A 23,754-nucleotide genomic window follows, 5' to 3' on the forward strand; every position below is an offset into this window, starting at 1 on the left:
TGCGGCCGGTGCCTCTGTCGGGAGGACGAAGCTCCGGTCGCGGCGACCCCGGCGGGTCCCGGTGTTACCGATGATGAGCGCTAATTGAAGATGCTGACACCACCCGGGCCGACCAACAGCCCGACGACGATGAGGACGATGCCCCACAGGATCTGCCGGCGGAACAGCGCGAGGATGCCGGCGACCACGAGTACGACTGCGAGAATCCAGAGAATCAGCTCCATGACCTCTGACTACCCGACTGGCCGATCGGGGAAACCTGGTCGGTGTCGAGTTGATCGCCAACGTGGAAGACGCTGTACGCCTGCTTGATCACCGGGTGTGCGACGTTGCGGACGCGTACCCCACCGGGGGTCGTGCCGCGCTCGGTCCCGGCGTGCGCGTGCCCGTGCACGGCCAGTGCCGTGGGCGCCGAGTCGATCGCCTGCCCCAGTTGGTACGACCCGAGGAACGGGTAGATCTCCAACGGTTCACCGGCCAGTGTGTCCGGCACCGGCGAGTAGTGGGTGAGCGCCACCAGCATGTCGCAGTCCAACGAGCGCAGCGCCGCACCGAGCCGGTCCGCGCTGTCGGTGGTGGTGCGGACGAACGCCTTCATCTCCGGCTCGCCGAAGTCACTCGCGCACCGGCCGGCGAACCCGCCGCCGAAGCCCTTCACGCCGGCGATGCCGAGACGACCACCAGCGCAGTCCAGCACGACGCCGTTGCCCTCCAGCACGGTGATGCCCGCGTCCTCCAGTACCTTGACCACCTGCGGCACCTGGTCACACTGGTGGTCGTGGTTACCCAGCACGGTCACCACCGGCACTGCCAACCCACCGAACTCCGTTGCCACGCAGCGCGCCTCGGCCTCGGTGCCGTGCCGGGTCAGGTCCCCGGCCAGCAGCAGCACGTCGGCACACTCCGGCAGCTCCTCCAACGCCGGTCGGAACCGACCGACGACGTCCTCGTCCAGATGCACGTCGCCCACGGCGGCGATCCGGATCACCATGGAACCTCCCTCAGGGCAGTTGCTCGATCTCCGTGGGCGCCTGCGCGCGGATCACCCCGATGTCGCTGGTGACCGGCACGTCCGGAAAGCGCTCCGACACCAGACGCAGGATCTCCTCCCGCCGGTGCGGGCTCTCCACCTCGCCGTAGAGCACGAGGGCGCGTTCCCGCCGGATCACGGTGATCCCCTGTTCGGCGACGGCGGGGTCCTCGACGAGCAACCGTTGGATCTCCGCTTCGACGTACTCGTCCGGTGGCCCGGTGTCGATGTCGCGATGGTGGGTCACGATGTCCCCTCTCCTGGTTGGGTGCCGGCGGCCGGCACCACCTCCAGCCGGTCCAGCAGCACCAGGAACGCCTCGGCGTACGGCGAGTGCTGCGTCTCCTTGCGTACCCGTTCCCAGTCGATCTGCTCCCGCAGCGAGCGGGCCAGCGGCAGGCCGCGGGCGAAGTCGCAGTAGTGCTGGGAGAAGCTGAGCAGTTTGTGCACCATCAGCTGGGTGGCGGACAGCACCGGCATGTGAATCGCGTCCACCGGCCGGATGACGGTGTCGGCGAACGTCTCCTCGGTCACCGGCGTCTCGATCGGCCGGTGGATCAGGTCCACCATCCGGCCGTCGTCGAAGACCTTGACCAGCCAGTCCTCCGGTGGGCGCTCGGCGACGAAACCGGCGGCCACCAGGGCCTGCAGCGCCTGTTCCACGTCCACTTCCCGGATCAGGAAGTCGACGTCGTGATCGCTGGAGTGGCCTCCGTGGGCGTAGACGGCGAAGCTGCCGCCCAGGGCGAACGGAATCTCGGACTGCTTGAGCACGGCGGCGACCTTCTTGAGGGTGTGCACAAGACTCTCGTCCCCGCGCTCAGCCATCTGGTTCCTCCGTCGTCGTGTTGGTGGACCGGCGGTTGGATTTCAAAGTCCGGTACCCGGCATTCCGGTCGGCCACACCTGCCGGTGTCGCGGTCGGGTGTCAACAGGGATGAAGCATGACAAACCTCGCGGGGCGGGTGCGTCGGTCGGATAATCTGTGGAGAGTGGCCAGATCATCGGGGATGCGACGACGCAAGGCCCGGTTGCGCACTGTCGCCCTGATCGGCATCGACGGTTCCGGCAAGACCACCCAGGCGCACCGGCTGGCCGACGCGCTGACCGCCGCCGGGCGACCCGCCAGGTACCGGCGCAACGCCAGTGGCCGGCGCTGGCTCGCCCGGCTCGCCCACCGACTCGGCCGGCCCGACGCGCAACGGCTCGTCGGGCGCGACGGCGTGCTGGCCGTGGAGTCGGTGCTGCGCTGGCTCGCCATCGCGATCGCCCTGATCAGCTGTCTGCTCACCGGCCGGACGGCGGTGATGGACCGCTACTCGGCCTGCCAGTACGCGAGCATCCGGGCGCACGGCGGGCAGCGCTGGGAGCGGCTCGCCCGGGCCGGCTACCGGTTGTTCCCGACGCCGCAGGTGACCTTCCTGCTCTCCGTCGACCCGGCGGAGGCATACCGGCGCATCGAGGAACGCGGCACCGATCACGAGACGATGGGGTGGCTGACCGCCGCCGACACCGCCTACCGGGCGCTGCCCGAGTACCCCACCTTCGTGGTGGTGGACGCGGGCCGCCCGGCCGAGGAGGTGACCGAGCAGATCCAGGCGCACCTGGAGACCTGGCTGCCGTCGTCCGCGCCGGCCGGGGACGACCTGGGGTCGGTGGCGGCTCAGGCCCGCCCGTAGACCGGAACGGTGGCGCCGCTGGTCGGGGCGGACTCGTCCGACGCGAGGAACCGGATCACCGGCGCGATCTCGGCCGGGGTCACCCAGCGGGAATGGTCGGCGTTGGGCTGCGCGGCCCGGTTCGCCGGGGTGTCGATGACGCTGGGCAGCACGGTGTTGCACCGCACGTGCTGCGACCGGTACTCCACCGCCACCGCGTTGGCGAAGGCCAGCACCGCCGCCTTGGCCGTCGAGTAGCCGGCCGCGCCCCGGAACGGGGCGATCGCCGCGCGGGCCGAGACGCAGACCACCGCGCCGCCGCCGGACGCCACCAGGTGCGGCAGCGCGGCCCGGGTGACCAGGTAGGTCGGCCGCAGGTTGACGGTGAGCATCCGTTCGAACTCCTCGACCGGGGTCTCGTGCACCAGCCCGCCGCTGGCGTACCCCCCGACCAGGTTGACCACCGCGCGCAGCGGCGCCGCCGGTTCGCCGAGCGCGGCCTCGACCGCCCGCGCCGCACCCGCCGGGTCGGCCAGGTCCGCGACCACCGGGACCACCCCCGCTGCCGCCGGCTCCGATCCGGGCCGGGCTTCCCGCTGCGGTACGACCACCCGCCAGCCCGCCTCGACGAACGCGGTGACGCCCCCCCCGCCGAGCCCGCCGGTACCTCCGGTCACCACCACGCTGCGCTCCGCCATACCCCCCACGCTAGCCCCCATCCACCCCCACCCCACGCTCCCGCCCCCGCCCTCGCCACCCCTGCGTCGATCATCAAGGTGTTGCCGTGACACGCCGGGCCTGAGTGGCAACAACTTCACGATCACCGTCTGCCGTGGGCAGAGGGGTTGGGCTGGTCGGGTGTTGGGGGCGCAGGATCGCTGCATGCGGATCCTCATCCTGGGTGGCACCCAGTTCCTCGGCCGGGCGACGGCCCGGCTCGCCGTCGAGCAGGGCCACGAGGTGACCTGCGCGGCAAGGGGAGTGTCCGGTGTCGTGCCGGCCGGGGCGCGGTTCGTCCCGGTCGACCGCGATGATCCGCAGGCGCTCGCCCCGCTGGCCGACGCGGGCTTCGACGCCGTGATCGACGTGACCCGCCAGATCAGTCACGCCCGGCACGCGCTCGCCGCGCTCGCCGACCACGTCGGCCACTGGTCGTTCGTGTCCACGATCTCGGTGTACGCGGACAACACCACCCCGGGCCAGAGCGTCGCGGACGCGCCCGTGCTGCCGGCCGCCCCGGCGGACGTGGACGGTCCGGTCGGCCCGGATCACCGCTGGTACGGCGAGTGCAAGGTGAGCATCGAGGAGCTGGTCCGGCGGCGGATGGGGGTGGACCGTTCGTTCATCTGCCGGCCCGGGTTGATCGTCGGCGCCGAGGACCCGAGCGACCGTTTCCCGTACTGGGTGCGGCGGCTGTCGGCCGGTGGTGAGGTGCTGGCCCCCGGAGCGCCGACCGACCGGGTGCAGTTCGTGGACGTCGCCGACCTGGCGGGTTGGTTGCTGCACGCCGCCGGCACCCGCCTCGGTGGCACGTACGACGGCATCGGACCGGCGATGACCCGGGCGGACCTGCTGGCCGGGGTCGCGGCCGGGCTGGACCTGGCAGAACCCGCCCTGACCTGGGTCGATCAGGAGTTCCTGATCTCCCACGACGTCCGCGAGTGGTCGGGGGAGCGGGCGCTGCCGCTGTGGGTGCGACTGCCGGAGTACGGCGGCCTGATGGACCGCGACGCCCGACCCTCTCTGCACGCCGGGCTGGCGGTCCGTCCGCTGCCGGACACCGTTCGGGCGACCGCGTCCTGGATGGCAGCGCATCCGGCCGCCGTACGGCAGGGTGGTCTCGACCCGGCGGATGAGGCGGTGGTCCTGGGGGAGTGGCAGGCTGTGCGGGACCGGTGATCCCGGCTGCCGACACTTTTCCCTACCGGACAGTCATAGTTGACGCTCACGCCTGGTGAAAGTAAGTTTCACCCGTGGCGAAGAGTCCGAAGATTTCTGCGAGTCACGAGCCCGGTGGACTGATCGTCCACATCAGTGGGTTGCTGCCATCGCTGTCGCCCGCCGAGCAGCGGGTCGCCCGGCTGGTCGTCTCCGACCCGGCGGCCGCCGCCCGGCGGACAATCACCGACCTCGCCACCGCAGCCGAGACGTCGGAGGCGACCGTCATCCGGTTCTGCCGTTCGGTGGGCATGGACGGTTACCCCCAGCTGCGCATCCGCCTCGCCGCCGAGGCCGCCCGGCGGATCGAGCCACCGGACGCCCGAGTGGTCGGCGGTGACATCCCGCCCGGCGCCGACCTCGCCCAGATCATCGCCACCATCGCGTTCAACGACGCCCGCGCCGTCGAGGAGACCGCCGAGCAACTCGACCCTGCCGTCTGCGAGCAGGTGGTCGAGGCGATCAGCGGCGCCGGTCGGATCGACATCTACGGCGCCGGCGCCAGCGGCTTCGTCGCCTCGGACTTCCAGCAGAAGCTGCACCGCATCGGGCGGATCGCCTTCTACTTCCCGGACGTGCACACCGCGCTGACCTCGGCCGCCCTCCTGGGCCGGGGCGACGTGGCGATCGGCATCTCGCACACCGGCACCACCTCCGACGTGATCGAGGTGCTGGAGCAGGCCCGCACGCGCGGTGCCGCGACAGTGGCCCTGACCAACTTCCCGCGCTCGCCGATCGCCGACGTGGCGGACTTCGTGTTGACCACGGCGGCCCGGGAGACCACCTACCGCTCCGGCGCGACGGCCAGCCGGCTGGCCCAGCTCACCGTGGTCGACTGCCTCTTCGTCGGGGTGGCCGCCCGCAACCGTGCCCGGGCCCGCAAGGCCCTGGAGGCGACCGCCGAGGCGGTCCAGTCGCACCGGGTGGGTGCCAACCGGAGGCGGGCATGACGGCCGGTGCGGAGATGCCCGCACCGCCCGCTCGCCCGACGGTCCGGGTGGGTGCTCCGACCGAACGGCGTAACCCGCTCAGCGTCGACCTGGACCTGATGTCGACCCGGGACGTGCTCACCGTGATCAACGACGCGGACCGGCGGGTGCCCGCCGCTGTCGCCGCGGTGCTCGACGAGATCGCCACCACCGTCGACCTGGCGGTCGAGGCGCTTCGCGGCGGTCACCGGGTGCACTACTTCGGTGCCGGCACCTCCGGCCGACTGGGCGTGATCGACGCGGCCGAGCTGGCCCCCACCTTCAACTCGCCCCGGCACTGGTTCTGCGCACACCTCGCGGGCGGCCCGGACGCCATGTGGCGGGCCGTGGAGGACGCCGAGGACGATGACCGGGGCGGCGCGGTCGAAGCGGCCAGTTGTGTCCGCGCCGGGGACCTGGTGGTTGGTCTGGCGGCCAGCGGACGCACCCCGTACGTCCTCGGGGCGCTCGCCGCAGCCGGCGCCATCGACGCCTCCACGGTGCTGCTCTGCGCCAATCCGGAGGCGGAGGCCGCCCGGTCGGTCGACGTGTTCATCGGGGTGGACACCGGACCCGAGGTGGTCACCGGGTCGACCCGGATGAAGGCGGGCACGGCGCAGAAGTTGGTGCTCAACACGTTCTCGACCGCCGTCATGGTGCGCCTGGGGCGGGTCTACTCGAACCTCATGATCGACATGGTGGCCACCAACGCGAAACTCCGCGGACGAATGATCTCAATTCTGGTCGAGGCCACCGGCTGCTCGGAGGAGATCTCCCGGCGGGCCCTCACCGAGGCCGACGGTGACCTGAAGACGGCGCTCGTCTCCCTCGTCTCCGGCGCCGAGATCGACGCCGCCCGGGCCGCGTTGGCCCGCTCGGCGGACCAGGTGCGCGGCGCCCTCGCCCTGCTCGCCTCCTAACGCCGCCCACCCCCGGGAAGCGAACGGGGCTTCGGATTGTTCATCTGGCCCGGGGGTAATAACACCCCCGTGGATGAACCGACCGGTTCACCGGTGCGTATCTGGCAGTGAGCAGGATCGCATCGTGGTGGTGACCCGGGTCGCTGTCCCCCGCGGCGGGCGGTGTTGCCATGGTGCGGTAACCCGTACGTGGTGCCCAATGGTGAGCCCACCCGATGGGGTGCTGACAGCAAACATGGACCGTGCTCTCAGCTACTACTCAGGCATTCGTGACACTTTCGACTCACGGCGAGGAATCCCCGACACGTCTCATCTGTTGTGTAGGTGTCAGCACCGATGGGCACAGCAGAAGTTACCAGGGGCTGACAGGCGTGGGAAATGGCAAGGAACCGGGCAACCGGCGCGAGCGAGGGGACCGTGGGCAACGTGGACAAGAACATCGGCATGCGAACCGACGAGGTTGCCGAGGAGCGCGACCTGGTCGGCGTCTACCTGCACGAGATCTCCCGGACGCCACTGCTGGACGCCGCCAAGGAGGTCGATCTCTCCAAGGCGATCGAGGCCGGCCTCTACGCCGAGCACCTGCTCGGTGAGGAAGCCGTTCCCGCCGGTGTCGACCGGGCTGACCTGGAGTGGCTGGTCGTCGAGGGGGAGCGGGCGAAGGACCTCTTCATCCGCGCCAACCTCCGGCTGGTCGTGTCGATCGCCCGGCGCTACGTACGCTCCGGGATGCCCATGCTGGACCTGATCCAGGAGGGCAACACCGGCCTCGTCCGGGCGGTCGAGAAGTTCGACTACGAGCGTGGATACAAGTTCTCCACCTACGCCACCTGGTGGATTCGGCAGGCGATCAGCCGGGCGATCGCCCAGCAGGAGCGCACCGTCCGACTCCCGGTGCACCTGGTGGAGGACGTCAACCGGATGCGCAACGTGGCGCGGCAGCTGACCCGCGAGTTGGGCAGCGACCCGGAGCCGGAGCAGATCGCCGCCTCCCTCGGCGTCACCGTCGAGCGGGTGAACGAGTTGCGCCGCTGGTCGCAGGACACCGTTTCGTTGGACACCCCGGTGGGTGACGACGGCGACACGAACCTCGGCGACCTGGTCGCCGACAGTGACGCGCCGTCGCCCGAGGACATCGTGCTCAGCGGCCTGGAGCGGCAGCGCATCGAGGGGCTGCTCAACCACCTCGACGACCGGTCCGCCGGCATCATGCGGGCCCGCTACGGGCTGGAGGACGGCCGGGAGCACTCGCTCACCGAGGTCGCGTCCCGGTTCTCGCTGTCCCGCGAGCGGATCCGGCAGTTGGAGATCCAGGCCCTCGGCCGGCTCCGTGAGCTGGCCCGGGCAGAGGGGCTGCAGGCAGCCTGACCTGGTAGTAATGACGGCGAACGGCCGGCGTCCGATAGGGGGACGCCGGCCGTTCGCCGTTTGCCGAGCGTGGTCAGCGAACCCGACCGTAGCCCTGGATGGGCATCATGTTCATGCCGCGCTTGAGCACGTTGCGACCGGCGCTGGGCGCGTCGATCACCTGGCCGCCGCCCACGTAGAGGGCGACGTGCCCGAGCCCGCTGTAGAAGACCAGGTCGCCGGGGCTCAGGTCGCTTCGCCCGATGTGGGTGACCGCGCTCCACTGCATCCGGGTGTTGTGCGGCAGGGACTTCCCGGCCGCCCGCCAGGCCGCCGAGGTCAGCCCGGAACAGTCGTACCCGTTCGGCCCGTCGCCTGCCCACACGTACGGCTTGCCGATCGCGCCGAACGCGTAGCGCACCGCTGTGCCGGCGGCACCGGACACGGCGGGCACGTTCTTCGCCTCGTTCTTCGCCGCCGTGGGCTCGGGTCGCTCGGTGGCGGCCCCGTACGCCTGCCGGCGCAGCTCGTACAGCCTGGCCAGGTCCTGCTCGATCTGCTTCTTACCCGCGGCGAGCTGGCGAGCCTGCGCGGCCTGCCGGGCCAGCGTGGCGTCCAGGCTGGCCTTCTCGTCGAGCAGTCGCTGCTGACTGGCGGTGAAGCCGGAGATGCTCGCCTGCCGTTGGCGGGTCAACTGTTCGACGGTGCCGAGCCGGTCCAGCAGCGTGGCCGAACCCCCGGGACGCAGCAGCGCGTCAGCGGTGCGCAGGCTGCCGCTCTTGTACGCGGTGGAGGCGATCTTGGCGACGTCGGCCCGGCTCTGCTCGACCTGCTGTTCGAGCGGGCCGATGCGGGCCTGTAATCGGGCCACTGCGGCCTCGTTCGTCTTGATCTCCTCACGCAGCTTGTTGTACGACTCGACGACCCGCTCCAGCTCCGCCGAGGACGTCTCGATCCGGCGGGTCAGCTCGGCGGGGGACGGCTCGGCCTGGGCCACCGCCGTCGGGGCGATCAGCGCGGCGGACATGCCGACCAGCGCCACGGTGCGCAGCAGATTTCTCAGGGATGACAAGAGCGAAAGGCCCCTCTCCCACGGCCGCCGGGGCTGCTGATGCCCGCGACGACACCGGCCGGGGCCATCCGGGCGGACGGCACTGGGCCGGACCGGCTCGCCCAACCTAACCCGGGACGGATGTCACTCGCAGTTGAAGCAGTGGCGAAAGTTGGCGGAGTTGCCGGTCGTGGCCGGTGTGTTGGGTGGCGTCATCGTGGCTGATGACGACTCAGAAGGGGCGGATATAGCCCTTTCCGAGGGCCACTGACGGATATGCGACTTTCGTCGTTCCCGGCGCATGCCGCCGGTTTCCTGGTCGCCATAACCGATAAAACCCGAAATGGATGCTGTTTCTCGGCGATGTCACCCGTCGGGGCGAGCTGTCGGGAGCCCGCAAATGCCCAGGTCGACTGGCAATGCCGAAACACAATGAAGTCCGGAGCCGGGAATCCCGTCGGCAGGTGGCGATGACTGTCACCGGCGGTCCACCCGGCCCACCGTCCCCTGCGGGAGGAACCGTGAATCGTGAAGGCGCAAAGACGCGACCGCCGCGAACGGTGCCGGGCGCCCGGTCGACCCTGCTGTACGCACGGCCCGGCATCATCGTGACCGTCGACCGGTTCACCGTCGGTCGCAACAGCTACCGGGTCGCCGACCTGACCCATCTGCGTACCACCCGAGGCCCGCACGACCGGATCGCCGTCCGTGCCGTCGTCCTCACCGCCAGCATGCTCGGCGGGGTGGGGGTGCTCCTCGGCTTCACCGGCGGTCTGCAACGTCTCACCGCCGAGGCGTACCTGATCCTCGGTGCGGTGTTCCTGCTCCCGGCCGCGCTCGCAGTGGTCGGTGACCGCTGGCGGCCGCCGCCCCACGAGCTGTGGGGGTGGTACCGGGGGACGGAGGTGCTGCTGTTCAGCGCCGACGACGAACGGCAGTTCGGCCAGGTCACCCGGTCGCTGCTGCGGGCCCGGGAGGTCAACCGCTACGGCGGCTGGGTCGATCCGCTCGCCGCAGCGGACCCGTGGCGGCCCAGCCGCTGACGCGCCCCGATCCGCCCAGATGATCCTCCGCCGGCTGACCAGTCTGGGCGGTGCGGACCCTTACGCCCCAGCAGGCCGTGTTTCGGCGCTTGACGCATCAGGCGTGAACTCACTGATCTTGAATATTGAAAACTGAAGATCCCCTCAGTATGTTGAGCGCGCCGCAGCGGCGGATCGATCAACACGGGGGCTGTTCATGGTCGTTCATGGTGGGCGTCGCACGCCCTTTTTGGGCATTCGTCGTCGTGGTTCCGCTCTGTTGGTCATGGCGCTCCTGCCGGCCTCGGTGCTCGTCCCACCTGCGGCTCCGGCCCGCGCGGCCGCGCCCACGCCCGCCGCTGCCTGCGTCGACGTCCAACCGGACGCCAAGAGCGCACGCGCGATGCTCGCCACCTGCGACCGGCAGGTGGAGATCCTGTCGGAGCGCACCGAATACGCACAGACATTCCTCAACCCCGACGGATCGCTCACCCTGGAGCAGAGCATCGAGCCCGTACGGGTGCGCAAGGGCGACTCGTGGGTGCCGGTGGACACCGCCCTCAAGGCGACCCCGGAGGGGCTCACCCCCAGGGCGTCGGTGCTCCCGATGGTCTTCTCCCCAGGGGGCGAGAACGCACCGCTGGCTCGCCTGCGTGACGGTGCGCGCGAGTTGACGATGTCCTGGCCCGGTCGACTGCCCGCGCCGGTGCTCGACGGTTCCACCGCCGTCTACCGCAACGTGCTGCCCGAGGTCGACCTGCGCGTGACGGCCGGCGCTCTCGGCTTCTCCGAGGTGTTGGTGGTGCACACCCGCAAGGCGGCGGCCAACCCGAAGCTCCGGTCCCTGCGCTTCGGCCTGGCCGGCAAGGGGGTGACTGTCAGTCCGGCGGCCGGCGGTGGTCTGGCGGCCCGCGACGGGAGCGGCCGGGACGTCTTCAGTGCGCCTGCCCCGCTGATGTGGGACGCCACCGTCGCCGGCGCGGAGCCGGACCTCGCCGGCCAGGGCGCCCGATCGAGCGACGCACCAGCCGGCACCTCCGGGGTGACCCGGCGCGCGGTGATGCCGGTGACGGTCGGCCGCGACTCCCTGACCATCGTGCCGGACCGGGCGATGCTGGACGACCCGCGCACCAAGCTGCCCATCTACATCGACCCGTCGTGGACCGGGGGGATTGCCAGCAACGCCTGGACGTCGGTGTGGAGCAAGCACAAGTCCAGCTCGTTCTGGCAGAACTCCACCGCGCTCCAGCGGGCGTCGACCTACGGCGGCGCCGGAGCGGGTCGGACCGAGGACTGCGACGGCTGCGCGGACCACATCATCCGATCCCTGTTCCGGATGAACACCAGCGCGGTCAAGGGCAAGATCATTAGCAAGGCGCAGTTCAGGATCGAGCAGCTCCACTCCTGGACCTGCAACCCGAAGTCCAACGCGAAACTCTGGCTCACCGGGAAGATCTCGTCCTCCACGACCTGGAACAACCAGCCGAGCTGGGACAGCAGCTACACCGCTCAGACGGCCGCCAACCGCAAGCTTGGCGGCGCACACGGCTGTCTGGGCAGCGGGACGATCGAGTTCGACGTCACCCGCATGGTCGACCGGGCGGCAAAGAGCGGCTGGGCGGACCTGACAGTCGGGCTGCGGGCGGTCGACGAGGGCACCAAGAACCAGTGGAAGCGGTTCAAGCACTCGACGCCGAAGCTGGCGATCACCTACAACACCAAGCCCAGCCCGCCGTCGGGACACAAGTCGGACGGTAAGCCGTGCGCCGTCGGCAGCTCCCGACCGTACGTGTTGAGCGCCACCCCGTACCTGTCCGTCAAGCAGGCCGACCCGGACAGCTCGCAGCAGTCCCTGACGACGTGGTTCTACTGGTGGCCGCTCGGCGGCTCGCGCAACGAGACCAACAAGATCTCCCAGGCGTCGGGCAACCCGTCCGCGGTGTCGAAGCAGATCCCGTCCGGCAGGTTGGTGGACGGCACCACCTACGTGTGGCAGGCGATCACGTCGGACGGCTCGGTCAACAGCGACTGGTCCGGCACCTGCGAGTTCACAGTGGACGCCACACCGCCGAAGGAACCCGGGGGCCTCAGCTCCACCACCTACAGCAACGACGGTACGCCGCGCGGCGGGGTCGGCGTGACGGGCGTGTTCACCGTGGCGCCGCCGACGCAGCGCGCGTACGAGGTGAAGGAGTACGCCTGGACCCTCGACTCGGGCGTGCTCACCGATGCGGTGAACGTGCCGGCCCAGTCGAATTTCGGTGCCTCGATCAGCGTCATTCCGTTGCACGACGGGGTGAACACCCTGCGCGTCTGGTCCCGGGACCACTCCGGTCGGTACTCGCTCGTCCCGGCGACCTACACGTTCAGCGTGCGGGCCGGGTCCGGTCCGGCCGCCCGTTGGACATTCGACGAGACCGGGAACACGGCTGTCGACGCCACCGGCCACGGCAACACTCTCACCCTGACGCCGTCGGGAACCCGGACGCCGGGTCGGGCCGGTGTCGGCACCGCGCTCAGCCTCAACGGCAGCACGACGGGTTCACTGACCGGAACGGTGATGACCCCGAACCCGGACACCGGCGCGGCCACCCCGGTCCGTACCGACGGAAGTTTCACCGTGGCTGCCTGGGTTCGGCTGCCGACCGTGCCGACCAGCGGCTACCAGGCCGTGCTCAGTGCCAACGGCACCCAGTCGCACGCCTACAGTCTGGGCTACTCCGGCGCGAGCCAGCGGTGGCGGTTCACCATGTCCGCCTCGGACACCATCAACACCACGCTGTACCACGTGCTGTCCAACTCGGCGGCCACCGCCGGCAAGTGGACTCACATCGCGGCGACCTACGACGGTGCCACGAAGAAGATGACTCTCTACGTGAACGGGGTGGCCCAGACCGCGACGACGACGCTGGTCGGCGGCTTCCACGCGACCGGCTCGATAACAGTCGGCAAGCGCAGGTGGGACGGCGCCGACGACGGGCTCTTCTCCGGTGCCGTCGATGACATCCGGGTCTACAACCTCGTCGAGACCGCGGCCAAGCTCGCCGCGTTGGCAGTGCCCCTGCAGCCGGCGGTCTCCTTCCCCAACGGCGCCGAGGTGACCGCCGGAGGGCAGCTCCGAGTCACCTTCAACGCCGGCGGCGACACCAACATCACGAAGTTCCGGTACAGCGTGGGCGACACCGCGCTGGGCAGCACGGCGAACGCGACGGCCGCCGGTGGGACCGCCACCGTCGACGTCGGCGTCGGTACCGTCACGGGAGAACGCCTGATCTACGTGGCGGCCCAGGACGACGGTGGCCGAACCGGCGCAATGACCCAGGCGTCGTTCACCGTCAAGGTGACGGCATTCGTCTACGGCACCGTCTACGACGACAACTGGCTGCCGCTGGCCGGTGCCACGGTGCGACTGGAACCAGGTGGCCCGCAGACGACCACCGGCCCCGAAGGGGCGTTCAACCTCGGCAACTTCGCGCCCGGGGCCTACACCCTCGTCGGGTCCTTCGGTGGCCGTTGCGGGCTGACCGGCACCAGCGGCCCGTGGGAGATCGACGGCCAGGGGCTCGGTGTCGACATCTTCATGCAGCGGTATCGCGACGACGAGGGGCACACCTGCGCCACCTCGGCGAAGCAGTTCATCGCCGCCGACACCGCGCTCGCGCTGACCGGTGACGACGCGGTCGGCGAGGTGGCACTGCCCTTCGCGTTCCCGTTCTACGGCCACGCGTACCGCAGCGCCTGGGTGGACACCAACGGTCTCGTCTCCTTCACCGACCCGGGTGGATCCCACCCGTACACCGGTGGCGCGCTGCCCGCCCCGGCCGATCCGAACGGCCTGCTCGCCCCGTTCTGGGACGACCTGGTTGTCGACGCCTCGGCGAGCGTGCGTACGGGGACGGTGGGAACCGGCGCCGACGAACAGTTCGTCATCGAATGGCGAAACGTGCATCGCAAGTCGTCGACCGCGCAGCGGCTCTCCTTCCAGGTCCTGCTGGCCGCCGACGGCACCGTCACCACCAACTACGACCAGCTCGACAACGACGCTGAGCGTGGGGCCAACGCGGTGGTGGGGATGGAGGCACCCGGTGGCGACGACGGCCTGGTGTATTCGGCGGCGACTCCAGCACTGGCCACCGGTCAGGCGATCACCTTCGCGGTTCCGGTGACGGCCGAGCCGTTGGAGAAGCACGATCTCTCCGGCACCCTCGTCGACCCGGCGGGCAACCCGGTGGTCGGCGCGACCGTCACCCTCGACCCGACCGGTCTGGCCACCACCACCGGCGCCGGCGGGGCCTGGAGCTTCACCGACGTGGTCGCCGACAGCTACACCATCTCGTCGTCGCAACACAACAGGTGTGGCCCGTCGGCGGAGAGCCAGGTCGACCTGACCGAGGACACGGTGCGGGCGCTGCAACTCGCCGTCGACTACGGCAGCCTCGGCTACAGCTGCGTCGTCGGCGCGTCCGGCTATGTCACCGCTGACACGCCGCTGACCCTGACCAACGGCACCGCGCAGGTGAACCTGCCGTTCCCCTTCACCCTGCACGGCAAGACCTACACCACGGGCTGGGTGGACACGAACGGACTGATCAGCTTCGACGCCGCCCCGATCACGGTCATCAACCCCGACATGCCGAGGGTCGACGCGCCGAACTCCGTCATCGCCCCGTTCTGGGACGACCAGCTCCTGATGGGATCGGCCAGCGTGATCCGTACCAAGACCATCGGCACCGCGCCGAACCGCACCTATGTGGTCGAGTGGTCCAACATGTCGCTGCAGACGTTCACCGCGAGCTACAACGTCAGCTTCGAGGCGACGCTGCACGAGGACGGACGGATCGGCTTCCACTACGGCACGCTCACCAACATCGTCCAGAAGGGCTCCAGCGCCACCATCGGCATCGAGAGTGCCTCCGGCTCGGTCGCGGAGGTCTACTCCTTCATGGAGCCGGCGGCCGTCAGCAACGGGTCCATCACCTTCACCCCGGCGCCGCCGGGATCGATCAGCGGCACCCTGACGACGGCCGGAACGGGGGAGCCGATCGCCGGCGCCACCGTCACCCTCGACCCGGGCGGGCGCACGACGGTCACCGCGGCCGACGGTGGTTACCAGTTCGCCAACGTGCCCATCGGCGAGCAGGTGGTGGCCGCGGTCGGCACCGACAACCGGTGCGTCGGGCAGTACGCCCGTCAGTTCGTCAACCATCCCGGTGGTGGCACCCAGGACCTCGATCTCTCGGTGATGTCCAACGGTGACGAGTTCGGCTACTCCTGCACCACCGGACCGGTCACCTTCATCCCGGGCGACGTGGTGGAGACGTGGCGCGGTGACGACAAGGTCTGGCAGAAGACCGCGCCCTTCCCGATCGCCCTCTACGGGGAGACGCACACCTCCGCCTGGATCAGCGCCAACGGCCTGATCAGTTTCAGCAGCCTCGACGGCATCGACACCGACAAGCCGATGCCAACCCCCCTGCCGTACGACGAGCCGGGCGGGACGATCGACAACGCCGTGTACGCGTTCTACGACGACTGGGGAGTCGACGCATCCAGCGCGATCGCCACGAAGGTCAGCGGCACGGCCCCCAACCGGCAGTGGGTGGTCGAATGGCGCAACGTGTACCGCTCCGGCAACAAGGCGTACCGCGCGTCGTTCGAGGTCATCTTCAACGAGAACGGTGACATCTCGCTGGCCTACGCGGACATCGACCCCGCTGACGCCCGGGAGCGCGGCGGTCAGGCGACCATCGGCATCGAGAACGCCGCCGGCAACACGGCCTTCCAGTACCTGCACCGGGAGGCCCGGCTCACCAGCGGCCAGGGCGTCACCTTCCGGCCCAGCCCACCCGGGCAGGGCACGGTGTCCGGCACGGTCAGCTGTCAGGGAACTCCGGTGGCCGGCGTGACAGTGGCGGTCGCCGGAAAGACCGCCGTCACCTCGGCGACGGGCAGCTACCAGGTCACGAGCGTCCCCAGCGGCTCGTACGCGGTGATCGCCACCAGCGCCACCGGTACCTGCAACGGTTCCTCGGTGCAGCACGCCACGGTGAGCGCCGGTGCCGATCGGGTCGTCAACTTCCCGACGGCGGCGACTCCGGCCGGCGCCGGCTACACCATCGCCGAACAACCGATCACCTACACCCCCGCGGACGGCACGGTCCTGTCCCTGAGCGGTGACGACCGGGACACCCGGGTCGACCTGCCCTTCCCCGTCACGCTGTACGGGCAGTCGGTCAGCTCGGCCTGGGTGGACACCAACGGGCTGGTCAGCTTCGCCAACCCGGAGGAGCCGTTCCCGTACCCCTATCCGATCCCGTCGGCGGGTAGCCCAGCAAGCGGCATCTACCCGTTCTGGCATGACTGGGTGGTCGACTCCTCGGCCAGCGTCCGGACCGCGCTGCGCGGTGCGGCACCCAACCGGCAGTTCGTCATCGAGTGGCGCAACGTGCACTCCTACGAGGACCCCAACAGTCGGGTCACCTTCCAGCTGATCTTCGACGAGGCGGGCGGATACAGCTTCGCGTACGCCGACCTCGACGGGACGTTCCTGGAGCGCGGTGGCGCGGCGACGATCGGCATCGAGGGTGCCGACGGCACAGCAGCTCTTCAGTACACCCACCGGCAACCGGTACTCCGTGCCGGCCTTGGCCTACGGATCAACCCACCCGCTTCCTGACCACAGCCGGTTCCCGCAACTGCCGTAGCTCCTCGGACCCTTCCGGAGGTAACCCGGTGCAGTCGAGCCTGCCCACACACGGGCCCGTGTCGTCGTCCACAACCAGCCGAACCTGGGCATTCTTCGTGATGCTTCTGGTGGCGGCGCTAACTGCCACGACGTTGTTCGTCCCACCGGCTCGGGCAGCGGCACCGGAACCCTTCGCCGCACCGAAGGCGGCGAAGGTCAAGGCGGTACCGGTGCGTAGCGCACCCGCCGGCAAGGCGCCGGCCACGGCGGCGGTGCCTGAGGCGTCCGCGCAACCGGCCCCCCGGTGGCCGTCGGCGGGCACCGCCGAGGTCGACCTGCCCGCGGCACCGGCGCAGGGCCGGATGGCCTCGCCAGCCCGAGCCGGCACGCTGCCGGTGCGGGTGAACCGTCCCGAGGCCACCGCGCGCGGTGCCAGCTCGGTGCCGAGCCGGGTCCGGGTCAGCGTGCTCGACCAGCGGGCCGCCGAGCAGGCCCGGATCCGCGGGGTCCTGATCCGGGTCGCCCGGGCCGACGGCGCCACCGGTCGGGGCACCGTCGAACTCGGCGTCGACTACCGGGCATTCGCCACCGCGTACGGTGCCGACTGGGCGAGCAGACTTCGCCTGGTCTCCCTGCCCGCCTGTGCGCTCGGCAGCCCGGAGCGCCCGGAGTGCGCCGGCACAGTTCTGCCGACTCGCAACGACCTCGCCGCGCGGACAGCGACGGCCGCCGTGCCGGTCGAGCCTCGGCTGACCGAGAAGGGCGGCCTCGACCTGGCCGCGCAGGGAAGTCTGTTCGCCCTGACCGCCGGTCCCTCCGGTGCGGCCGGCGACTACGGTGCCACGAGTCTGTCCCCGTCGGCGACCTGGTCGGCAGGTAGCAGTTCCGGTGACTTCACCTGGTCGTACCCGATGCGCAACCCCCCGGGCCTGAACGGCCCGACGCCGGAGATGAAGCTGTCCTACTCCGCGCAGAGCGTCGACGGCCGGCACGCCGCCTCCAACAACCAGCCGTCCTGGGTGGGCGAGGGGTTCGAGTTCGTCCCCGGTGACTTCATCGAACGGCGCTACCGTTCCTGCGGTCAGGACATGGACGGCGACAGCAACAACAACGCCACCAAGACCGGTGACCTGTGCTGGGAGACCAACAACGCGACGCTGTCGTTGGGCGGCTCCGGCGGTGAGCTGATCTACAACGCCACCGACGGGTACTGGCACCCGCGCCGCGACGACGGCACCCGGGCCGAGCGCATCGTCGGTGGGACGTCGTACGGCAACGGTGACAACGACGGTGAGTACTGGAAGGTCACCACCACCAACGGCACCCAGTACTGGTTCGGTCGGCACAAGCTGGCCGGCTGGACCAGCGACAAGGCGGTGACCAACTCCACCTGGACGGTCCCGGTCTTCGGTAACGACCCCAACGAGCCCTGCCGGGGCTCCAGCTTCGCCGCCTCGGACTGCATGCAGGCGTGGCGGTGGAACCTCGACTACGTCGTCGATCCGCACGGCAACACCATGTCGCTCTGGTACGCGAAGGAGTCCAACGGGTACGCCCGCAACAACAGCGCTGACGACGTCGCCTCCTACACCCGGGGCGGCTACCTGACCCGGATCGAGTACGGCACCGACAACCGCACCGAGGTCGGCGGTGTCCGCACCGATTCGCTCTACCGTGGCGTGGCCGCGCCGATGCGGGTGGAGTTCACCACGGCGGACCGCTGCCTGAACGACTGTTCCCAGCACGACGCCGCCCACTGGCCCGACACTCCCTGGGACCAGGAGTGCACCGGCGACTCCTGCCTGATCGGCGCGCCCACCTTCTGGTCGAAGAAGCGACTGTCGGCGGTGACCACCCAGGTCCGCGATGGCAGCGCCTACCGCAACGTGGAGCGATGGACGCTCACCCACACCTTCCCGGACCCCGGTGACGGCACCAGGGCGGGCCTGTTCCTGAAGAAGATCTCCCATCAGGGACTGGTCGGCACCACCACCTCAATACCGGACATCGAATTCACCGAGACGCAGCTCAGCAACCGGGTGGACACCATCGACCACTCGGCCGCGATGAACTGGATGCGTCTCGCGGCGATCCGCAGTGAGAGCGGTGGCACTGTGAACGTCACGTACTCCGATCCGGACTGCGTCATCGGATCCCGGATGCCCAGTGCCGCGCACAACAACACGTTGCGCTGCTACCCGGTCCGCTGGACACCGGAGGGGTACCCCAACCCGGTCACCGACTGGTTCCACAAGTACGTGGTGACCACCATCTACGAGATCGACCACACCGGTGGCGTACCACCGAACGGCAGCCCGCGAACCGCCTACAAGTACAGCTACCTCGGCGATCCGGCGTGGCACTACGCCGACGACGACGGACTGATCGGGAAGAAGGACAAGACCTGGTCGGTGTGGCGGGGCTACGAGAAGGTCGGTGTCACCGTCGGTGACCCGGGCGAGCAGACCTACGTCGAGACGAAGTACTTCCGCGGCATGCACGGCGACAAGCAGCCGTCCGGGACCCGCAACGTGCCGGTGACCGGAACAGGCGTGCCGACGGTGAACGACGAGGACGCCTACGCCGGCATGGAGCGGGAGAAGACCACGCACAACGGTCCCGGCGGCCCGGTGATCTCCCGGGAGGTCAGCGAGCCGTGGCAGTCCGCCGCCACCGCCTCCCGAACCATCAACGGCGACCTTGTCGAGGCGCGATTCGTCGACGTCTCCGGGAAGCACAACCGGGTGACCCTGGACGCCGGACGCGGCGAGCGGGTCACCTCGCAGTACACCACCTTCGACGGCGACGGCCTGCCCACCCGGGTGGACGACCGGGGTGACACCGCCAAGACCGGCGACGAGCAGTGTGTGAAGACCGAGTACGCGAACAACACCACGAACTGGCTGATCGGTCAGCCGCACACCCGGTCCACCTACGCGGTCAGCTGCGCCGACGCCACCAACCCGACCACCCTCACCGCGGACAAGGTCATCTCGGTTGATCGGATCTCGTACGACGGCAACGCCCACGGAGTCGCGCCGACGCGGGGTGAGGTCAGCCGGAACGAGGAGATGTCGGCCTGGACCGCTGGCGTCCCGTCATTCGTGACGGTGTCCCGGGCGGCGTTCGACGCGTACGGCCGGGTCACCGAGACCTGGGACGCGATGGACTTCCGGTCCACCACCACCTATACCCCGGCGAGCGGTGGTCCGCTGACCAAGACGGTGGTGACCAACCCGCTCAGTCACACCACGACCAGCGAACAGGAGCCGGGGTGGGGGCTGGCCACCAGAATCACCGACGCGAACGGCAAGGTGACCCAACTCGCTTACGACGGACTCGGTCGTCTCACCGGCGTCTGGAAGCCGGGCCGGGACAAGGCGACGCAGTCGGCGAACACCAGCTACGAGTACCTGATCCGGGCCGATGCCCCGTCCGTGATCACGACCCGTGCGCTCAACCCCGCCGGTAACCAGGTCACCGCCTACGAGCTGTACGACGGGCTGTTGCGCAAACGACAGACCCAGGCGGCCTCGCCGTCAGGGGGGCGGCTGCTGACCGACACGTTCTACGACACCGCCGGCAGGGAGGCGACGTCGTACAGCGCCTACCACGCGTCGGGCACACCGGGCACCACCCTGGTCACCGCCACCGAGAAGGCGTTCGTGCCGAGTCAGATGCGCACCGAGTACGACGGCGCCGGCCGACCTACCGCATCGATCTTCCAGCCGTACGGTGTCGAGCGCTACCGCACCCGCACCTACTACGCCGGTGACCGCGTCGACGTCACCCCGCCGTCCGGCGGAACGGTCACCTCCAAGGTCGGCGACGCGTTGGGCCGCACCGTGGAGCTGCGGCAGTTCCACGGCGCCACGCCCACCGGCAGTTACGAGTCGACGTGGTACCGGTACGACGCCAAGGGTCAGTTGGACCGGGTGACCGACCCGGCCGGCAACCACTGGACGTTCGGGTACGACGCACGCGGTCGCCAGGTGAGTCGGAACGACCCGGACAAGGGCTCGACGACCATGACCTACGACAACGCCGACCGGGTCACCTCCAGCACCGACGCCCGCAGCAAGAAGCTCGTGCACGTCTACGACCCGCTGGGTCGTAAGCGGGCCACCTACGAGAACCAGGTCGGTGGGCCGCAGCGGGCGGCGTGGGTCTACGACACCCTCGCCAAGGGGCAGCTCTCCCAGAGCACGCGGATGGTCGGTTCCGCGCCGTACCAGGTGAAGATCACCGGTTACACGGACGCGTACCAACCCACCGGAACGCAAGTGATCATCCCCAGTTCGGAGACGGGGCTCGACGGCACCTACAACTTCGCCTACACCTACAACGTGGACGGCAGCGTCGCGTCCTCGGCCTACCCGCAGACCGGCGACCTTCCAATCGAGACGGTGTTCAACCACTACGACCCGGTCAACGGTCTGCCGAAGCAGATGACCACGCTCTACGGCGCGCAACCGCAGTCCAGCTACGTGGCGGACACGGACTACAACGCTCTCGGCAAGGTCGACCAGTACGAGATGTACACCGGCCTCTACTCGGAGACCGGGTCGCGGTTCTTCCGTTCCTTCTCCTACGAACTCGAGACCGGCCGGCTGACCGGTAGTCGCACTGACCGGGACTCGGTCGCGCCGCACACCATCACCGACGTCCGTTACAGCTACGACGAGGTCGGCAACATCAAGAAGATGTCCGACCTCGCTGCGGTCGGCGGGGCGGACAACCAGTGCTTCAGCCACGACTTCCGGGGGCAGTTGACTGAGGCGTGGACCCCGTCGAACGGCGACTGCGACGCGGCACCGACAGTGGCCACGCTGGGTGGCCCCGCGAAGTACTGGCTGAAGTGGGACATCGACCCGGCGGGGCGTCGCATGACGGAGATCGACCGTGCCGCGCCCTCCGGTGAGCGGACGACCAGCTACACGTACGGGTATCCGGCGGGCGGATCGTCGCTGCCGCACGCGCTGAACGGCACCAGCACCACTGTCAACGGTGTCGTCACCGAGACGGCCGCGTACACGTACGACGAGGCGGGCAACACCCTGACGCGGCCGACGCCGACCGCGGGAAAACAGACCCTGACCTGGGACCCGGAGGGGATGCTCGCCACCAGCACCGACAGCACCGGAACCACCAGCTACGTCTACGACGCGGACGGCAACAGACTGATCCGCAAGGACCCGACCGGCAAGACGTTGTACCTCGCCGGCCAGGAGTTGCGGTACCGGAACTCCGACCAGAGCAAGACCTGCACCCGCTACTACACCTTCGCCGGCCAGGCGGTCGCCTCACGTACCACTGCCGGCCTGGTGTGGCTGGCGAGCGACCACCAGGGCACCGCCCAGGTCTCGGTGCGAGAGAGCGACCAGCAGGTCACCGTACGCCGGCAGACCCCCTACGGCACTCCGCGCGGCGGCCAACCGGCCTGGCCGAACAGCAAGGGTTTCGTGGGTGGGACGGTCGACAACACCGGCCTCGTCCACCTGGGCGCGCGCGAGTACGACCCGGTGATCGGCCGCTTCGTCAGCATCGACCCGGTGTTCAACGAGGACGCTCCGGAGCAGATGAACGGCTACGCCTATTCGGGCAACAGCCCCATCACCCACTCCGACCCGAGCGGACGGGAGCCCGGCGGCAGTTGGATGTACGTCGGCAGTGACCGGTGGACCAGCACCAAGGGTGGCTACCGCTACCACTTCCGTGCCGACTACTACCTGTTCTGCCGATATGGCGGGTCGCAGTGCCTGGGCGGGGTCGGCGGCACGGCGTACTGGATCCCGATGCAGTACGCCGGCCTGCCCGGCGTATGGCTGGTGGCCCGCGTGGTGGTGCACGTCTGGCGAGTGGCGCTCAACTTCTCCGGACCGGTGGCTGGCCCGGCCAGCAGCCCGAAACCCCGGGTGCAGATCCCGACGACGCCGGCCTGCCCGACAGTGCCGGTGCCGGCGAAGCCCGAGGGTGAGCTGGACGGCCCGACGTGCAAGTTCCGCGACTTCAAGTGCCTGTTCAGCGGCGGTGAGGGCGCCAAGAAGTGGTGGCGCGGTAACCGCGACTGGGTCACCGGCACCGTCGGAACGCTCGGCGTGGGTATCTGCATCGTCGCCACCGCCGGGGTCTGCGCGGTCGCCGGTGCCGTCGGCCTCGGGGTCGCCCTCGGCGGCCGGATGCTCGACGTCCAGTCCTCGAAGAGCGGTTGGACCCAGGACAACGTCGAACGGATGTTCACCGGTATGGCGATCGACTATGCCTCGTCCAAGATCCCAGGCGTGCGGCTGTTCAAGACAACCCGTTCCGGGGCGACAGTCCATGCTCCACGCAGCGCCCGCAACCCGACCCAGGACTACAGCCTGACCTGGCGGCAGCAGTTCAAACCGGGCGGCACCTGGGACGGCGGAGCGATGCTGGCGGGCGGAGGCCGCACTGCCGGACAACTCGGTTGGTGGGGGGTGTCGGCACCCGGCGGCATCGCACCCTGGCAACAGGACATTCCGTTCACCGATCCGCTGAAATGGTGAACCGCGGTCAGTAGCTGGCAACCGGTCGGGGTCGTGGCGGCCCCGACCGGGCTATCGTGAGTCCCTCGATGGGGAGGCGTGGATGGGAAAGCAGCGGGTCGGCGTTGGCGCGCGCGGCAGCGGCGCCGGGCGCGTCCGATTCAAGGTCGGCCTGATGGCCGCCGCCTTCTTGCTGGCAGGCGTCGCCCTGCTCGGCGGTTCGCTCGGTTATCGGTGGCACGTCTCGGCCGAGGCTGACCGGTTGCAGAGCGATGGCGTGCCGATCACTGCCACCATCTCTGACCGCTCCGGTGGCGGCGGCCGAGGCAGCGGCATCGACCGCATCGAGATCAATTATCTGTTCGACGGGGTGCAGTACGAGAAGTGGATCCCGTGCGCCGGTCTGACGGGTTGTCACAGCACGCCGGGGCCGCAGGTGACGATCCGGGTCGACCCCGCCGATCCGGAACTGTTCGTGGCCGAGAACGGCCACACGAACGGTTCGCTGTCGTTCCTGATGTCGTGGACGCTGATCCCGATCGGCGCGGTGCTGACCATCATCGGCGCCGGTCTGCTGTTCGTGGTGGTGAAGGACAAGGACAGCTGGGCCTGAGCCAGGTTCGGGG

14 protein-coding genes and 1 pseudogene are annotated in these 23,754 nt (G+C 69.6%); 9 read left to right on the plus strand and 6 right to left on the minus strand.

Annotation, left to right across the window (positions count from 1 at the left end; genetic code table 11):
* Positions 1-80 precede the first annotated feature (80 nt).
* The 4 genes and pseudogenes from IF22_RS35435 to IF22_RS0117605 form a co-directional block, all read right to left on the minus strand.
* The gene (locus tag IF22_RS35435; RefSeq protein WP_007464364.1) at positions 81-224 is read right to left on the minus strand and encodes a GPGG-motif small membrane protein; all 144 of its coding nucleotides are present in this window, start codon (positions 222-224) and stop codon (positions 81-83) included.
* A complete protein-coding gene (locus tag IF22_RS0117595) occupies positions 215-991 on the minus strand; it encodes a metallophosphoesterase family protein (RefSeq protein ID WP_030333302.1) in 777 nt (258 codons plus the stop codon). The genes IF22_RS35435 and IF22_RS0117595 overlap by 10 nt, the downstream gene beginning before the upstream one ends.
* Before the next feature lie 10 nt (positions 992-1,001).
* The gene (locus IF22_RS0117600; RefSeq protein ID WP_030333304.1) at positions 1,002-1,277 is read right to left on the minus strand and encodes a hypothetical protein; all 276 of its coding nucleotides are present in this window, start codon (positions 1,275-1,277) and stop codon (positions 1,002-1,004) included.
* Positions 1,274-1,861, minus strand: a pseudogene (locus IF22_RS0117605) (nucleotidyltransferase family protein); the annotation flags it as partial. The gene IF22_RS0117600 and the pseudogene IF22_RS0117605, both read right to left, overlap by 4 nt.
* A 179-nt stretch (positions 1,862-2,040) precedes the next feature.
* Between IF22_RS0117605 and IF22_RS0117610 the strand changes: the two are divergent.
* Entirely contained in the window at positions 2,041-2,709 is a 669-nt protein-coding gene (locus tag IF22_RS0117610) for a nucleoside/nucleotide kinase family protein (protein WP_156057602.1), read from the plus strand.
* Here the strand turns inward: IF22_RS0117610 and IF22_RS0117615 are convergent.
* Positions 2,694-3,386, minus strand: a complete 693-nt coding sequence (locus IF22_RS0117615; protein ID WP_030333310.1) for an SDR family NAD(P)-dependent oxidoreductase — start codon at positions 3,384-3,386, stop codon at positions 2,694-2,696. The two genes, IF22_RS0117610 and IF22_RS0117615, sit on opposite strands and share 16 nt — an antisense overlap.
* 184 nt (positions 3,387-3,570) lie before the next feature.
* On the opposite strand from IF22_RS0117615, the gene IF22_RS0117620 reads away from it, so the two are divergent.
* The 4 genes from IF22_RS0117620 to IF22_RS0117635 all read left to right on the plus strand — a co-directional run bounded on the left by IF22_RS0117620 (position 3,571) and on the right by IF22_RS0117635 (position 7,882).
* Positions 3,571-4,587, plus strand: a complete 1,017-nt coding sequence (locus IF22_RS0117620) for an NAD-dependent epimerase/dehydratase family protein (RefSeq protein ID WP_030333312.1) — start codon at positions 3,571-3,573, stop codon at positions 4,585-4,587.
* Between the two features lie 74 nt (positions 4,588-4,661).
* Positions 4,662-5,576 (plus strand): MurR/RpiR family transcriptional regulator, encoded by a 915-nt coding sequence (locus IF22_RS0117625; protein WP_030333314.1) that lies wholly within the window; start codon positions 4,662-4,664, stop codon positions 5,574-5,576.
* Positions 5,573-6,514 (plus strand): N-acetylmuramic acid 6-phosphate etherase, encoded by a 942-nt coding sequence (locus IF22_RS0117630; RefSeq protein ID WP_081883877.1) that lies wholly within the window; start codon positions 5,573-5,575, stop codon positions 6,512-6,514. The genes IF22_RS0117625 and IF22_RS0117630 overlap by 4 nt, the downstream gene beginning before the upstream one ends.
* 378 nt (positions 6,515-6,892) lie before the next feature.
* Complete coding sequence (locus IF22_RS0117635; RefSeq protein ID WP_030333318.1) at positions 6,893-7,882, plus strand: sigma-70 family RNA polymerase sigma factor; 990 nt, start codon at positions 6,893-6,895, stop codon at positions 7,880-7,882.
* A gap of 73 nt (positions 7,883-7,955) precedes the next feature.
* On the opposite strand, the gene IF22_RS0117640 is transcribed toward IF22_RS0117635, so the two are convergent.
* On the minus strand, positions 7,956-8,933 hold the full coding sequence (locus IF22_RS0117640) for a C40 family peptidase (RefSeq protein WP_030333320.1): 978 nt from the start codon (positions 8,931-8,933) through the stop codon (positions 7,956-7,958).
* A gap of 500 nt (positions 8,934-9,433) precedes the next feature.
* Here IF22_RS0117640 and IF22_RS0117645 point away from each other — a divergent pair, with 500 nt between their 5' ends.
* From IF22_RS0117645 to IF22_RS0117660, 4 genes are all read left to right on the plus strand, one after another.
* Complete coding sequence (locus IF22_RS0117645; protein ID WP_030333322.1) at positions 9,434-9,955, plus strand: DUF6232 family protein; 522 nt, start codon at positions 9,434-9,436, stop codon at positions 9,953-9,955.
* 265 nt (positions 9,956-10,220) lie between these two features.
* Positions 10,221-16,610, plus strand: coding sequence for a carboxypeptidase regulatory-like domain-containing protein (locus IF22_RS0117650; protein WP_245233660.1), 6,390 nt, complete (start codon positions 10,221-10,223; stop codon positions 16,608-16,610).
* Positions 16,611-16,849: 239 nt separating this feature from the next.
* Positions 16,850-23,149: an RHS repeat-associated core domain-containing protein gene (locus IF22_RS0117655; RefSeq protein WP_245233661.1), complete on the plus strand. Its 6,300-nt coding sequence runs from the start codon at positions 16,850-16,852 to the stop codon at positions 23,147-23,149.
* A gap of 82 nt (positions 23,150-23,231) precedes the next feature.
* Positions 23,232-23,741, plus strand: a complete 510-nt coding sequence (locus IF22_RS0117660; RefSeq protein WP_030333328.1) for a DUF3592 domain-containing protein — start codon at positions 23,232-23,234, stop codon at positions 23,739-23,741.
* Positions 23,742-23,754 lie beyond the last annotated feature (13 nt).

The sequence above is a fragment of the Micromonospora parva genome, from assembly GCF_000718515.1.
Classification (GTDB): Bacteria; Actinomycetota; Actinomycetes; order Mycobacteriales; family Micromonosporaceae; genus Micromonospora; species Micromonospora parva.